The following is a 16,847-nucleotide window of genomic DNA, read 5'->3' on the forward strand; positions in this document are numbered from 1 at the left end:
TTATCCCTCCATAGAGTCAGTGGTAAATCGAGTACGCCGACGTGCGCTGCCCAACCGTGCCAGGCTCTGCTCGTTGCGTGCGCTCAGATGCTTCATGCGTTGTTCATGCGTTTGCCGTTTCAGGTCCTGGGCGAGGTCGTCGATCAGTCGCTCCGGGTCCGTGACGACGTGCTCCAGCAGCGTGCTGAAGGCATTGGCGAAAGCCTCGGCCGTTGTCGCGTCGAACAAGTCGGTGCTGTATTTGAGGGTGCAGGCCAGGGCGCCCCGGTCTTCTTCCACGGTGAGGTGCAGGTCCAGTTGTGACTGGCCGTGCTCGATGCGCTCGGGCAGAACTTCCAGCCCCGGCATTTGCAGCACGCTTGCCGGTTGGTTCTGCAGCACCAGCTTGACCTGGAACAACGGGTTGTAAGCGAGGCTGCGCGGCGGGTTGAGCGCTTCAACCAGCTTGTTGAAAGGCAACTCCTGATGTTTGAAAGCGTCCAGTACCTGGGGGCGCAGGCGCTGGATCAACCCGCTGAACGTCGGGTTGCCGGTCAGATCGCCGCGCAGGGCCAACTGATTGATGAAAAAGCCGATAAGCCCTTCGGTTTCCGCGCGGTTGCGGTTGGCTACGTCGGTGCCGATCACCGGATACTGGCGACCGCTTTGGGCATACAGGCACACCTGCAAAGCCCCCAGCAAGCCCATGAACAAGGTCGCCCCGTTGGTCAGGCAAAGCTGTTTCAGGGCTTGGGTGGTGGGCTCGCCAATCTGGAACGACCAGCGTGCACCTTGTCCGCTCATGGCCGCCGGGCGCGGCCTGTCACTGAGCAGGTCCAGCGGCGGCTGAGGTTCGCCAAGCGCCTGCTTCCAGTAGCCAAGCTGACGCTCAAGCATCGGCTCATCCAGGTATCGCTGCTGCCAGGCTGCATAGTCGCAGTACTGGATGGGCAATGGCGCCAGCGTTGGAGTTTCACCACTCAGGGCGGTGCGATAGAGGTGAGTCAATTCGCTCACCAGCAGGCCCATGGACCAACCGTCGGAAACGATATGGTGCAACACCAGCAACAGCAGGTGCTCATTGTCCCGCAGCTTGATCACATGCAAACGCAGCAACGGAGACTGGCGCAGATCGATAGGGCGTGTCGCCAGGTCGATCAACAACCGTCGTGCCGCGTTTTCGGATGCTTCGACAGGCAGGGCGCTGAGGTCATGCAATGGCATCGGCAGATCGATATCTGCCTGCACTTGAACGAAGAGTTCCGCGTCCCGTTCGTGGAAGCTGCTGCGCAATGCTTCATGGCGCTGCACCAACCCCCGGAATGCCTGATGCAACGCGTCGATCTCCAGGTGACCGCGCAAGCGCGCCGCGCTGGGGATGTGGTACGCCGCGCTCTCGGGTTGCATGGCCTGCACCAGCCACATTCCTTGTTGTGCGTGGGACAGCAACCGCCGGCCATGAGACGGGACAGGGGCGGGCCCTATTGGTTGCTCGTTGCTGGCCTCGGCCCTGGACAGCGCAAGCGCCAATTGCGCGATGGTCGGTGCTTCGAAAAGCGCCCGCAGGGGCAGTTCGATGTTCAGTGTCAGGCGAATTCGCGTGACCAGTTGAGCGGCCAGCAACGAGTGCCCACCCAGGGCGAAAAAGTTGTCGTGCAGGTCTATGGATTCCAGCCCGAGTACTTCTTGCCAGAGCATCAGCAACTGCTTCTCCTGCGGGGTATCTGGCCCTCGCACCTGTGTGGCTTGCAGCGAATAATCGGGGGCCGGCAGCGCCGCTCTGTTGAGCTTGCCACCCGGGGTCAGCGGTATGTGCTCAAGGGAGACGAAGGCGGACGGCACCATGTAGTCAGGCAAGTGTTCGGCAATGTGTTCGCGCAAGGCGGTGAGTGCCAAGGGTTCTGCCTGGTAAACCACATAGGCGACCAGGCGACGATCGCCAGGCCGGTCCTCACGCACGATCACCAAGGCCTGGCGTACCTCTGGATGACTCTGCAAGCGTGATTCGATCTCGCCCAATTCAATACGAAAGCCCCGCAGCTTGACCTGTTGGTCGATCCGGCCGAGGTATTCGTAGGTGCCGTTGGGCAAGCGCCGCACCCGATCACCGGTGCGGTACAGGCGGCTGCCCGGCGGGCCGAACGGGTCGGGGCAGAAGCGTTCGGCAGTCAGCCCCGGAACGTCGTGATAACCGCGGGACAACAATGAGCCGCCAATGCACAGCTCCCCGGGCACACCGGCAGGCGCGAGGTTGTCATCGCGGTCGAGCAGGTAATAGGCGCGGCCGTGCAAGGGGGCGCCGATCGGCATTTGCAGTGGCAAGTGTTCACTGGCCAGCAGTTCGGTGCAGTCCTCAATACTCGACACCACGGTGATCTCCGTGGGGCCGTAGATATTCAGCAGCCGGACATGACTCAGCCCGGCCTTGCGCCAGGCGTTGAGCCCTTCGGGAGGCATGGCTTCGCCACCGACGCTGACCAGACGCAGGGTACCGTAGGCGTTAGCCGGGTCCAGGGCGAAATCCTGGGCCAGTTGGTACCAATAGGCGGTGGTCAGGCAGGCTGCCACGGTGATGCCATGGCGATACAGTCGGGCGAGGAATTCGCGGCTGTCCCATAACTCGGGGCCGCGCACGACCAGGCTGGCGCCGCATACCAGTGGAGGAAACAGCTGATCGACGAAACCATCGAAGTTGAACGTGGAGAACTGCAACACCCGATCTTCGGCGCTGACACCGTAATAGGTGCGAGCGACTTCGGTATAACCGGCCAGTGAACGGTGAGTGACCGCGACACCCTTGGGCTTGCCCGTGGAGCCGGAGGTGTAGATGACATAGGCCAGTTGTTCGCGATGCACAGTCCGGCCCGCCATGACGGGTTGAAGTCCAGGCATTGGCGGGAGTGCGCAGACGTCCAGGCACGGCCGTTGATAAGGCTTGACCACCGGCGCTGTGGACGCGTCGACCAACACCAGGCGAATGTCGGCATCGTCGATCATGTGAGCCAGGCGTTCGGCTGGAAATTGTGGGTCCAGCGGCACAAAGGCAAGCCCTGCTTTCAATGTGCCGAACACTGCCGCGATGATGTCCAGCCCCCGGGGCAGGCACAGCCCGATGCGCGCTTCCGGTGGCAGGTCGAGCGCCAGCAGATGTTGGGCAATATGGTCAGCCCGGCGTTGCAGTTCGGCGTAGGTCCAAGTCTGGTCATCGTGGATCAGCGCCAGGCTGTCCGGGGTTTTCGACGCTTGCGCCGCCAGTCGCAGATGGACCATTTCGGGCAGTGACGAAAGCGGCAATGAAGCCTGGCACTGCGCCAACAGACGCTGCTCGGCTTCGGCGTCGCGTATCGGCAGATGACCGATCATGCCGTCGGGAGCCTGTACCAGGCCCTGCAAAAGGGCGCCGTAAGCCCGACCATGGTTGACGATGCTGTCATGTTCGAATAGATCGCCATTGTAGGTGAAGCACACCTCAAGCCGGTCGCTGCGCTCCGACACGTTGAGCACCAGGTCCAGTTGCGCGGTCATCTGCTGGCGTTCGATTTCCTCGATCTCAAGTCCTGGCAGTTGCAGGCGACGCGGCGCGTGATCGTCGAGCAGGTTGAACATCACCTGAAACAAGGGGGAGTGGGAAAGATGGCGTTCAGGTTCGAGTGCCTGGACCAGTCGCTCGAAGGGCAGTTGCTGATGTTCCAGGGCACTGCGCCGCACGTTGTTGACGTCGTCCATCACCTCATTGAAGGTGCGCCGGCCGTTGAGTTCGCAGCGCATGACCAGGGTGTTGATGAAGCAGCCGATCAACCCTTCGGTTTCCACACGTGTGCGGTTGGCCACTGGCACGCCGACACGCAGGTCGGTCTGGCCGCTTAGGCGATACAGCAGAACGTTGAAGGCGCTCAACAAAACCGTGAACAATGTGGTGCCGCGCGCTTTCGCAAGCTCTCGCAAACCTTCGGTCAATGTCGGGTCGACGCTGAGATAATGGCGGGCGCCACGACCGCTTGAATGTTTCTGGCGAGGACGGTCGGTCGGCAGTTCCAGCAGGGGTTGTTCCCCCGCCAGATGTTTGCGCCAATAGTTCAGTTCCGAAGCCAGTGCGCTGTCACTCAGGCAGGTCTGTTGCCACAACGCATAGTCGGCATATTGGACCGGCAACGCGGGCAGTTGCGCCTCAATGCCTTCCAGGGCGGCGCTGTAGAACGCGCTCAGTTCCTTGACCAGGATCCCCAGGGACCAGCCGTCAGCGACGATATGTTGTGCGGTCAGGATCAGCACATGCTCGTCGTCGCTGAGTTTTACCAGCAGGCAGCGCAGTGGCGCCTGTTGCAGGTCGAAGGTGCGGTTGGTTTCGCTATCGATCAGGTGTTGCAGGCGTGATTCGCGATCGCTGTCGGGTTCATCTGAAAGATCGATCAGCGACAGCGCCAATGGCAACTGCTCGTGAATGATCTGATGCGCCTTGCCCTCGGCTTCGTGAAACGTGCTGCGCAAAATCCCATGCCGTGCCACCAGTTGATCGAAGCCGTGTTGCAAGGCGCCGATGTTGAGTGCACCACGCAAGCGCAATGCGGCTGGCATGTTGTAGGCGCTGCTGTCGGGGTCGAGACGGTGGAGAAACCACAGGCGCTGCTGGGCCCAGGACAGCGGGCGCGGCCCCTCGTCAGGAGACGGGACAATCGGCAAGCGATTGAGTTGTATGCCTTGCGCCGCCAGTGCCGCGGCAAACGCTTCGCGTTTGTGGGGCGTGAGCCTGGCGATGCGCTCTGCCAGTTGATGCGGGTTGATTTCCATAGCGTGATTGCGTCCTGGGGTCATCAGACAGAAGGGCTGGCGGATTTGGCGCGTGCCTGCAAGGCGGCGCGTTCCTCGGGCGACATCGCGGCCAGGGTGCGGCGCAGCTCGGCGATTTTCAGCAGTCGCCCCGGCTGGCTTTCCTGGGTGCGCAACGCCTGCGCCAATGTCGCGATGCTCGGGTTGTCGAACACCAGCCCCGGCGGTACTTCCAGTTGCAACAGGCTGCGCAGGCGCGTGCAGAGTTTGATGACCATCAAGGAATGGCCGCCCAGATCGAACAGGCTGTCGGTGATGCTCAGGCTGTCGCGCTCCAGCAGTTCCTGGTAAAGATCTGCCAGCAGGGCTTCGAGTGCATCCCTTGGCGCGAGCTCGACTCGGCGTTCAGTCAGGCTATCGGGTGTGGGCAGTGCGGCGTAATTGACCTTACCGTTGGCCAGGCGCGGCAACGCCTGCACGCGCAGCACTTGCGAAGGGGTCAGGTAGTCGGGCAACGACGTGCGCAACTCGGCGAGCAAGTCAGCGTTTTCACGGTTGCTGACGGCGTAGGCCAGTAACTTGCCGCCCGTGAAATGCACCACTGCCTGACTGACGCCGGCCAGCTTCAGGAGGGCCGCCTCCAATTCACCGGGTTCGACGCGAAAGCCGCGAACCTTGATCTGCTGATCGCTGCGGCCCGCCAGGTGCAAGCGCCCGTTGGGCGACAGCCGTGCCAGGTCTCCCGTGCGATACAGGCGTTGGCCGGGGGTGAATGGATCGTCGATAAACGCATCAGACGCTCGGTTCAGATAACCACGGCTGACTTGCGCGCCGCCCAGATACACCTCACCCAGGGCACCCAGCGGCGCGGGTTGCAGACCTGCCGGGGTCTGCTCGAGGACATAGGCGCGGGTGTTTGCCAGTGCCTGTTCCAGGGCCAGCGGTGCAGTGCTTTCGAACTCCTGGCTGAGACTGAACAGTACGCCGACCGTGGTTTCGGTCGGGCCGTAGTGATTGTGTACCCGGCTATTGGGGGCCACTTGCTGGATGCGTTGGCGCAGTGCGCCCGGGCAAGGTTCGCCACCCAATATCACGACATCCGGCAAGACACTGGCCTGGTCTTCGAGCAGAGCCGCCAGGTGTGACGGAACGATTTTCAGGCAGTCGATACGTTGATCGCGAACATAACGCGCGAATGCGCTGGCATCGCGGCTGGCTTCGTCACTGGCCAGCACCATGCAGGCACCGTTCCATAGCGCGCCGTACAGCGTGGTATTGCCCAGGTCCGCAGCCACCGAGGAAATCAGCGCGAAGCGTTTGCAATGGGCCAGGTCCAGCGCTTCGCTGACCGCCGCGGTGTAGTTGAGCAAATGACCGTGTTCGATGATCACGCCCTTGGGTTCACCGCTGGTGCCAGAGGTATAGAGCAGATAAGCCGTGTCGTTGAGCGAGATGTTATCTGTCGAAGGCACAGCGACAATCGCCGAGTCTTGCAGCTCGGAGATGCTCACGCCCTGGGCAGAGCCGATGAGCAGTTGCGGCTGCGCATCGCCGAGGATTTTTTCCAGGCGAGCGGCCGGCCAGGTCGGGTCCAGAGGGATGTAGGCAGCACCGGCTCGCAGCACCGCGAACAGACCCAGCAGCAAGTCCGCCGAGCGTGGCAGCAGCAGGGCCACTTTCGACTCACGGCCAATACCTCGTGCGCACAAGGCGCCGGCCAACTGCTCGACTTGTTCGTGCAGTTGTCGATAGCTCAAGGTTTGGCTGTCGACCTGCAAGGCCGGTGCATCCGGCGTGTTGTGCGCCCAGTGGAGCAGTCGCTGAGGCAGTGTCCGGGAACCGAAGTCGCGGCTGGGGCCGCACAACTGGAATTGGCGGGCCCGATGCTCGGCGTTGCTCAGCGGCAGCTCGAGCATGGTGCGGGTGTTCAGCCCTTCGGGCAAGGCACGTAGCAGGCAGTTGTATTGCTCCAACAAGCATTGCAGCGCTTCGTCGCCATAGTGCGCGCCGGGCGCCTGGACGCTGACTGTCAGCCCCGGACCGTGCTCATCCAGCACGACTTGCAGCGCCAGCTCGAAGCATGAATCGACACCGGGCAGCGTATCGACTTGCCAGCGCAGGCCTGCGTTGTCGATGTCCTGGCAGTGGCTTGCCAGGTTGAAACCGACTTTGCGATGGCGGGTATGGGCCGGGTCGGCGACGCTCCAGTATTCCTGTTGTTGAGTGTGTTCGTTGAGTTGACTGGCCAGGCTTTGCAGCCACTGGTCGAACGTGCCGTTCAGGTCGGGTTTGAGCACCAGCGGCAGGATTTTTTCATAGACACCGATTCCGTTGGCCAGGGTGTCGTAGTCGACACGGCAATCTTGTTGCCAGCCGGCGGTGTACACCGAATGCCCGCCAACACGTGCCAACAGTAACCACCACGCCGCTTGCAGCACTGTCCCCAGCGGTTGCTGGCATTGATCGGCGAGTTGCTGCAGTGCGTGATGCAATTCGACGGGCAGGCGTTGACTCACCATCGGGAGGCTACGCTGCCCCATCGGCTCGTGACGCGACCCCAGGTGCATCGGTGGCGTGTCCGCAAGTTTCAGCGCGGCCCAGTAGGCGCGACCGTTCAGGGCTTCGTCATCGGCATCAAGGTCGTTGCGCCATTCCACGTACTGCGAGTACTGGAACGCTTCCTCCTGCACGGTAGCGGGGCGTGCGTAGAGTTCGGCCAATTCACTGAACAGATTTTGCAGGCTGAGCCGGTCGCTGGCACAGGCAGCGACCAGCAGGTCTAGGCGCCATTGGGCCGGTGCCAACTGACGCAAGATGCCGCGAACCAGGCAACCGCTTTCAATGGCAAACGGCGCTTCAAGCAGCGCAGCGCTTTGCTGTTGCTGCTCGGTGTCGGACAAACCAGCCTCCAGAACATGCCATTGCAGCGCAGGCGCCACGACGTGCTGGCGCAGGCTTCGATACAGGCTCGAAGGACGCAGCGCCGTGCGCAGGCTGGTATGGCGCTCGATCACTTGCAGCAACGCTTTATGCAGCTGCCCTGGGTGCAGCAGGCCTTCAAGGGTCATGCCCAGATGCACGGACGGGCGGCTGCTTTGCAAGGCGACGGACTGCTCCGCGCTGAGGGGCAGATCGTGGTTCGCTTCCTGGTTATTGCACATGGTAGGGCTCAATCCTGCAGTTCCATTGCGTTGTTGTAATTGGCCAGGCGAGCCGGCTCATGCAGATCCCCCATGGCGACGACAATTTTTCGCGGGCCCTCAAAGGGGTCACGGGCGTGAGCGGCCAGCAAGTTATCGAGCATGATCACATCGCCCTGTTGCCAGTCGAAACGCACCGCGCATTCTTCGTAGAGCCGACCTATCAGCGACATCGTTTCGTGGTCGATGGGGCTGCCATCACCGAAATACACCTGGCGTGGCATACGTTCCTGACCGACCATTCGCAGCAAGTCTTCGCGTACCTGAGGGTCCAGGCAAAAGGTGTGGTGCAGTTGAATCTGATTGAAGAAGCTGCGCTCGCCACTCAGCGGGTGGTGGATCACCGCCGGGCAACGGGTGCGGGTTTGCAGCTCATCATTGGCCAGCCAGTGGAACTCGGTACCGCTGGACCGGCACTGGGCCTCAACCTCGTCGCGATCTTCGGTCTTGAAGAATTCCCGCCAGTTGACATCAAGGCGCTCGGTGAACGTACGCACATAAAGCAACCCTTTGCTTTCGAACCTTTCGGCCAGGGCTGTCGGCAAGCGACGGTACAATTCGCGGCAGTCAACGATGGGCGTCGCACCACCCACAGGCGAAGGTTGTTCACAAAAGAACCATTGTTTGCGTGGAGAGCGGGGCAGGTGCGAGCTCTCGTTGTGGAACAGGATCATCTCCCGCTCGGGATAAGGCGTGGAACGGTAGATATTGCGTCCACCTTCCTTCTTCGGCAGGTCGCCATAGCCACCGAACAGACCGGGATGGATGGCCTCGGCGAAGGCTTCGAAGGCCTTGGCGTCGTCCAGGGCAAAGCCGCGAAACAGCAGGCCGGCGTGCTGGCACAGCAGGGTATCGATCAGGTCCCGGGAGCTTTGCGCCCATCCCACTGGATCCAGGTCCGGCACACAGGGTTCGATCATCAAGGGGAATTCCCGTCCCGGCAGCAGCGCGGCGGTCCGGATCAGCGGCTTGGGCGTTGTGGCGCGGGCCGGCATCTTTTTCAACTTGTCGAGTTTGCTCGATGGCGAGGGCGAATTAGCCAAGGCAGATGACTCCACAGAGGGCAATGTGATGGTGAAATGAGTGAGGGGGGCAAGGGGCTGCTCGACGACTTGTTGCAGCAGACTCAGCCAGGCACGGATCAAGGTCTCGATACGTTCGCCCTTGAACAGTGCGCGGGCGTAGACCCAGTCGCCGCGCATGACATCGCCCTGGCGCTCAAGGAACAGCGCCATGTCGAACTTGCTGGTGCGTTCCGCCGGGGGTAGCTGGTGCACTTCCAGACCGGGGATGGCAAATTCAGCCTGGGGCGTGTTCTGCAGGACGAACAGGGCTTGCACCAAGGGGTTGCGGCTGCGTTCGCGGGGCACTTGCAAGGCTTCGACAATACGATCGAACGGCAGCGCCTGATGCTCGAAGGCTTGCAGGCAGGTGTCGCGGGTACGGCCCAGGAAATCGCTGAAGCGCTCGTTGCTCATTCGACGCGAGCGCAGCGGCAGGACGTTGACGAAGAAGCCGATCAAACCTTCAAGGCTGGCGTCGTCGCGACCGGCGACGTCAGTGCCCAGTAACAGCTCATCTTTGCCAGTCAAGTGATGCAGCAGCAATTCGAAGGTGCTGAGCAGCACCATATACAGGGTGACCCCTTCAGCCAGGGCCAGTGCATCGAGGCGTGCCAGCAGTGGCGCGGGAATTTCCAGGGCTTTGGCTGCGCCCCGTGCATCGGCCTGGGCCGGGCGCGGCCAATCTGTGGGTAGCGCGAGTACGTGTGGCGCACCGCGCAGCTGTTCCTGCCAGAAGGTCACTTCGTTATCGAGGCTTGGACCTTGCAGGCACTCACGCTGCCAGTGCGCATAGTCTGCGTATTGCACCGGCAATGAAGCCAGTTGCGGGGCTTTGCCGGCCTGGAGCGCGGTATAGACATGACTGAGCTCATTGATCAGTACGCCGACCGACCAGCCGTCAGCGACCATATGATGCAAGCCCAGGAACAACAGGTGCTGATGCTCGTCGAGCTTGAGTACCCGCGCGCGGATTAAGGGCACCTGTGCCAGGTCGAAGGGGCGTCGCAGGTTGTCCAGGCTTTCCTGATCGGCCACGGCCTGGCGCTGCCCGGCATCGAGATGCGAGACATCGCGCAGCGGCACGTCCATTTCAAGGTGCGTCGCGATCAAGGACACTGGTTCGCCGTCGATGTCCGAATAGGCGGTCCGCAGGACCTCATGACGGTTTAGCAGGGCATTGAAAGTAGCGCGCAGGACGTTCATGTCCAGCGCACCTTGCAGGCTAAGGGTGGCGGCCATGTTGTAGGCCGCTGATGGCCCGTGCAGGCGATCGATCATCCACAGACGATGTTGGCTCAGGGACAGAGGCATGTGCACCTGGCGCTCGACGGGGCGCAACACTGGCGCGCTGGCGGCGTTAACCGGTTGTGCCGACAGGGCGTCCAGGCACTGCGCCTGTTGCCACAGTAGCGGCGCATCGAAAACACTGCGCAGCGCCAGCTCCAGGCCGCAACGTTGGCGAATGCGGGCGATCAGGCGGGTAGCCAGGAGTGAGTGCCCACCGGCTTCAAAGAAATGACTGTTGCGTCCCAGTGTCTGGGGCGGCAGCAGCGCCGCCCATAGTTCGGCCAGCAAGTGTTCGTTGGCGCTGCTCGGGGGATCGACCTCGATGCTGTCCAGTGTGGGTGTCGGCAGGGCCTTGCGATCGATTTTGCCGTTGGCGTTCTGTGGCCAGCTGTCCATCTGCACCCACAGGGAGGGCACCATGTAAGCGGGTAAACCGTCGCGGACGAACTGGGCCAGCGCGGCATCAGTGAGTGCGTGCCCGTGACGACCCTGCCAATAGCCCACCAGCATCTCGCTGCTGCCCAATCGTTGCAGGCTCACCATGGCGCGAAGGATGTCTGGATGACGCTCCAGATGCGCTTCGATTTCTCCCGGTTCGATGCGGAAGCCTCGCAGTTTGAGCTGGAAATCCTTGCGTCCGAAATACTGCAACACGCCGTCGTCACCCCAGCGCGCCAGATCGCCGCTCAGGTAAAGACGACTGCCTGCCTCGCCGAACGGATTGGGAATGAAGCTGGCGGCGGTGCGCGAGGGGTCCGCCAAATAGCCGCGACTGACGCCGATGCCGCCGATGGCCAGTTCGCCGACCACGCCTTTGGGCAGCGGTTGAAGGTCGTGGCCCAGAACGTACAGTTCGGCATTGGCGGTGGGCCGGCCGATCGCCACACTGGTGCCTTGATCGGGCGCGTTGCGCAATGGCTGGAAGGCCACGTCATCCGAACACTCGGCTGGACCATAGGCGTTCATCAATGGAATGTGCGGGTAATGGCTGAACCATTGCTGGGTGGTTGCCACCGGCAGCGCTTCACCGGTGGGCAGCACCCAACGCAGATCCGGCAATGACACCGGCTGGTCGGCCTGGCTTTCCAGCATCGCCTGTAACAACGCCGGTACCGGCTCAAACAGGCTGACGTGGCGCGTGCGCAGGACCTGGAGCAGTGCCTGGGGATCACGTACGACGCTGTCACTGATGATCTCCACGCAAGCGCCGAACAGCGGTGCGGTGAGGGCTTGCCAGACAGAAATATCAAAACAGGCCGGTGCGGTCTGGGCGATCACATCGTTCTGGTTCAGACCCAGCGGTTCCAGCTTGGCCAACATGTTGTTGAGCATGCCGGCGCGAGTGACCATCACGCCCTTGGGCTGACCGGTGGAGCCGGAGGTGAACAGCACGTAGGCCAGTTGATCCTGACGTGCCGGTTGTTGCGGCAGACGTCCAACGGTACTCATTTCCACCAGGTCGTGCGGCAGGGCGTGTTTGCCCTGATAGACCGAAGCCAGGCGCTCTGCGTACTCGGGTGTGCAGATCACCATCGGCTGCTCAAGCCGCGCCAGCACCTGTTGCCAGCGCGCCGGGGGTTGAGAGGGTTCCAGCGCCAGCCAGGCACAGCCTGCGCGCAAGGTCGCGACCATCAGGCATAACCAGTCGATGCCCCGGTCGGCGAGCAAGGCGATCGGCTGGTCGGGTTGCGCACCCAATGCCTGGAGACCACGGGCCATGACTTCCGAGCGTTGCCAGAGTTGGGCATACGTCAGGGACTGATCGGCACAACGTGCGACCAATCGCTGAGGGTGGGCGGCCACCTGGGCGGCCACCCGTTGCTCCCAACTGTCTTCGAGGCTGTAATCGGCCCGATGGGTTCCCCAGTCAAGCAGGTGCGCGCGTTCGTCGGCGGTCATGATCGACAGCTGCTCGAGACGGGTGTCGGGCGCGGTATCCATGGCGATCAGGAGCCGGTGCAAATGATCGATCAGTGTCTGTAGCGATTCGACCGGCATGCGTCGGTTGTCGGCGCTGAAAAGCACCTCCAGGCGGCGTCCGGGCAGGGCTTCGACCGTGAGGCCGTAGCTGGTCTGCTCAAGGTTATCCATGACCTTGAGCGTCAATTCACCGGATTGCAGTTGCCGCTCACTGAGGGCCGGCAGATTCTGGAACACCAGCAGCGTGTCGAACAGTCCGGCGCCTCGTGAGTGCTGCTGGAGGATTTCGGCCAGCGGCGTTTGCTCATGTTCGCGCATTGCGACGCTGATTGCCTGGACCTGATGCAGGTAGTCGCCCAAGGTCAATCCGGAGTCAACCTGCAAACGCAACGGCAGTGTGTTGATGAAGACGCCGAGCATCTGCCCGGCATCTGGCAGGTCACCCGGCCGCCCGCTGCTGGTGACACCGAACATGACGTCAGGCTGGTTGTTATAACGCGCAAGCAGCAAACCCCAGGCTGCCTGTACCAGCGTGTTGAGGGTGACTCGGGTGTTTTTCCCGAGGTTGTTCAACGCTGTGGTTTGCGCTTCGCTCAGTTGCAGATTGCGGGTGTAGTAAACCGCCGTTGCCGCGCTTTCCGTAGCGTTCAGGACGGGCAGGGACCCTGCGCCTTCGAAACTTGCCAGGTGCTGCTGCCAGTAGGTCTGGCTCTGGGCTTGCGGTTGCGCAGCGAGCCAGTCGATATAGTCGCGGTAGGGTGGCCGGGTGTTGACCGCAATGCCGTTGTAACGGGCAAGTATCTCTTCCATCAACATCACCGAACTCCAGCCATCGGCGATCAGGTGATGGCGGCTCCAGACCAGCCATGTACGTTGCTCGTCGAGGTGGATCAGCGCGATGCGTTGCAAGGGCGGGCGCTGCGGATCGAAACCCAGCGCACGGTCAGCCTGGCAGTAATCGGCCATGGCTTGCTGGCGTTGGGTCTCATCGAGTGTGCTCCAGTCCAGTTGTTGTACCGGCAAGTGCAGGTCGCGATAGATCCCTTGCAGGGGTTCCTCCAGGCCCTGCCAGAGGATCCCGGTACGCATCAATGGATGCGCGGCGAAGGTATCGCGCCACGCGGCCAGATATCGCGCGGGCTCCAGCGGGCCTTGCAATTCGGCTTGCAGCTGGTTGACATAAACGCCATTGCCGCCCTCCAGCAGGCTGTGGAACAACAGCCCTTTTTGCAGCGGCGAAAGCGGATAGGCATCCTCCAGTTCGGTACCGGCCAGGGCGTCGAGCGCCTCGCGTTCGATAGGGCTAAGGGAGAAAACCGCCGGTGGATTTGCCGGTGCTTGAGGCGCCGCAGGTGCCACCGCCGGTTCGCGGCGACTGAGCAGGCTGGCCAGCGCTTCGATGCGCGGGTGGGCGAAAAGCTCTTTTGGACTGAATCGCAGGCCTTGCTTGCGTGCCTTTGCAATCAACTGCAGGGCAATGATCGAGTCCCCGCCAACGGCGAAGAAATCATCCTCGCGGCCAAGGTCGGTGCATTGCAGGACGTCACGCCACAGGGCAGTTAATTGCGCTTCCAACTGCTTGAGGGGTGAATCCAGCGTGGCAGCCAGTTGGGCAATGGTGGGGTGCGCGAAGAAATGTTTGGGGGTGAACTTGAGTTGTGCCTTGCGCGCGCCGGCGATCAATTGCAGGGCCAGGATCGAGTCGCCGCCCAAGGCGAAGAAGTCATCGTGGATCGACAGCGAGGACTTGCCGAGCAGGGCGCACCACAGTTCCATCAACAACGCCTCGACCGGATCGCGGGGGGCTATGTCCAGGGTGTTTTGTCGCTGACTCTGTTCCGGGGTGGGCAGGTTGTGTCGATCGACTTTACCGTTTGCCAGGCGTGGCAGTTCGGTCAGTTCGACATACAGGCTCGGTAACATCGGCTCAGGCAGTTGCGCCGCCAGTTGTCGGCGCAACTGTTCGCGATCCATCCCGGTGTCCGGCACCAGGTAAGCGATCAGTTTTGCGGCATCGTTGTCGCCCAATGTCCGGGCCACCACGACCGCCTCGCGCACGCCATCACAGGCCCTGAGACATGCTTCGATTTCCCCTGGCTCAACGCGAAAGCCACGGATCTTCACTTGATCATCAATACGTCCAAGGAACTCTACGACGCCTGAAGGCAGCAGTCGCGCGCGGTCACCGGTGCGATAAAGGCGTTGACCCGAACCACTGAGCGGATTGGGGATGAACCGCTCGGCGGTGAGACCGGGTTGCCCCAGGTAACCATCGGCAACACCCGCGCCACCGATATAGAGCTCGCCGGCGCAGCCCAGTGGCATCGGGTCCAGGTAGCGATCGAGCACGTGAACGTTGACATTGGCCAGTGGCGCGCCAATCGGCGCAAAACCTGAAAAGGTATCGTCGGACTCGTTCACTGGTTGGGTCAGGCAACCGACGGTGGTTTCCGTGGGGCCGTAGTGGTTGACGATCCGGCAGCCCGGCGACAACGCTTGGAGGCGCTTTACCAGCGTCAGGTCCAGGCCTTCGCCGCCCAGCACCAGGCATTGGCGCGGTAGCAGGCGCTGTGGGTCGGCGACCGCGAGCAGGGCGTTAAGGTGCGAAGGTACGATCTTCAGGCAATCGACTGGCGCGGCGGCCAGGCTTTGCGCCAACTCTTCGGGGTCAGCGGCCAGTTGCTCATCGATCAGGCGCAGGGTTCGTCCGGTCAACAGCGCGCCAAACCAGGCGGTGTAGCCCAGGTCCGCGGCCACGCTGGCCAAGGCTGTCAGGCTGGCGTCTTCGCTCAGTGCCAGACTCTGCATCACCCCGTCGACGTAGTGAATCAGGTTGCCCTGGGTCACGCGCACGGCTTTTGGCGTGCCTGTGGAGCCTGAGGTGTAAATCAGGTAGGCCAGTTGTTGAGGGTGGGCAGGCGCGGCATTCATGGGTGCGATGCCTGTGCCTTGGGTCAGGCAGCGCACGGTTTGATCGGGGCCGATCAGTACGCTGGCAGCGCTGTTATCGAGCAACTGCTGACGTCGTGACTCAGGCAATGCCGGGTCCAGACACAGATAAGCCGCGCCCAGTTTCCAGCTGGCCAGCATGGCCGTCATCAGTGTGCGGCCCCGGGGCAGGACCAAGGCGACGATTTGGCCTGGGCCTGTTCCGGCGCTACGCAGCTGTTGTGCCAATGCTTCGGCCGCTTGGTCGAGCTGGGCGTAAGTGAGCGAGCCGTTGGCATCGCTCAGGGCGGTTCGATCACAATGCGTGCGAACCTGGTGTTCGAACGCTTCGACAGCGGTTGCAAAGGCAGGTTGGCTGTTCAACCCCAGACAGCGCGATGCTGTTGAGGGCGGACAGGCCGGCAGGTCGCTGACCCGCGCCTCGGGCATCTGCTGAGCCTCGCCGGCAAACCAGACGAAATCTTCGGCCAGACGGGTGATACGCTGCACATCGAACAGATCGGTGCGATAGCGCCATTGCGCCAGCAATTGGACACCGTCGTCCTGCCAGCGCAGATTGAGGTCATTGGCCGCGCCGCGTTGGGTGAACAGATGCTCTTGCACGCTGTATTCGCCGAACTGCTCGTCGCGACGGCTGGGCATGTACGTCAGCATGCAGCGAAACAACGGGCCGTTGCCGACGTCTTCCTGCATACGCACCGCTGGATAACGGCGATGACGCAAGCCTTCACGCATTTGTTGCGCGATGTCGCGCAAACAATCGGTCAGGGTCGGGTTGTGCTCGAAACGGGCGCGTAGCGGCAGGCTGTTGAGCGTAAAGCCCATCAGGTTTTTGTATTTGGCTTTGTGCCGGTCCATGGTCGGCGTACCGATCAGGAAGTCGTCCTGATCGCTGCAGCGATGCATGAACACCTGAAACAGCCCGGCCAGTAACACAAACAGGCTGACATTGTGAGTATCGGCCATTGTTCGCAGATGGCTGCTCTGGGACTTACTGAGCAGTAATTCGAATTCGTCGCCTTCGTAGTCTGGGGTGCGCGGGCGAGGGCGGTCCGGTGTCAACTCCAGGGCTGCAGGGGGCCCGCTGAGTTGCGCCTGCCAGTAACTGGCCAGGGACGCGAGCTTGCTGTCTTCCAGCAACTCACGGTGATCGTTCAACCATTCGAAATACAGGCCTGGTTCTGGCAAGACCAGCGGTTCGCCAGTGACTTGGGCATGGTAGGCGGCGAAGGTCAGCTTGAGCATCCATTCAACGCTCAGGAAGTCGCCGCTGATGTGGTGCGCCGCCATGCATAAATAAAGTCGACCTTGATTGCGCAGCAGCCGCAAGCGACAGATGTTTGCCGATGCGAGGTCGAACGGCTGGTCGGCATGATGCTCGATCCACGCCTTGACCCCTGCCGCATCGAGGTCGTCGAGGTGCTCCCAGGTTGCACTGACCCGGATCTGTTCGGGACGCAACATCCACAGTTGCCCATCCACTTCCCGATAGCCGCAATGCAACGTTTCGCAGTGTTCGACGACGCGTGTGAAGGCCGCGCACAGTGTTGCGGCGTCCAGGTCCGCCCGCAGCTCGCGAGCGGCAACCATGTTGTAGGCATGACTGGCCGGGTTGAGTTGGTGAAACTGCCATAGAGCCTGCTGACCGGGGCTGGCCAGGTGTAAGGGGGTGGACGTCATG

General features: G+C 62.0%; 3 protein-coding genes. All 3 read right to left on the minus strand.

What is annotated here, in order from left to right; genetic code table 11:
* From AB7M26_RS19080 to AB7M26_RS19090, 3 genes are read right to left on the minus strand one after another with little or no spacing between them, the layout of a single operon-like run.
* Positions 1-4,767, minus strand: a complete 4,767-nt coding sequence (locus AB7M26_RS19080; protein WP_429385758.1) for an amino acid adenylation domain-containing protein — start codon at positions 4,765-4,767, stop codon at positions 1-3.
* A 23-nt stretch (positions 4,768-4,790) separates the two neighbouring features.
* Positions 4,791-7,907: a non-ribosomal peptide synthetase gene (locus AB7M26_RS19085; protein ID WP_123494987.1), complete on the minus strand. Its 3,117-nt coding sequence runs from the start codon at positions 7,905-7,907 to the stop codon at positions 4,791-4,793.
* Between the two features lie 8 nt (positions 7,908-7,915).
* Positions 7,916-16,846, minus strand: a complete 8,931-nt coding sequence (locus AB7M26_RS19090; RefSeq protein WP_123494986.1) for a non-ribosomal peptide synthetase — start codon at positions 16,844-16,846, stop codon at positions 7,916-7,918.
* Position 16,847 lies beyond the last annotated feature (1 nt).

Source organism: Pseudomonas sp. F-14 TE3482 (assembly GCF_053629455.1).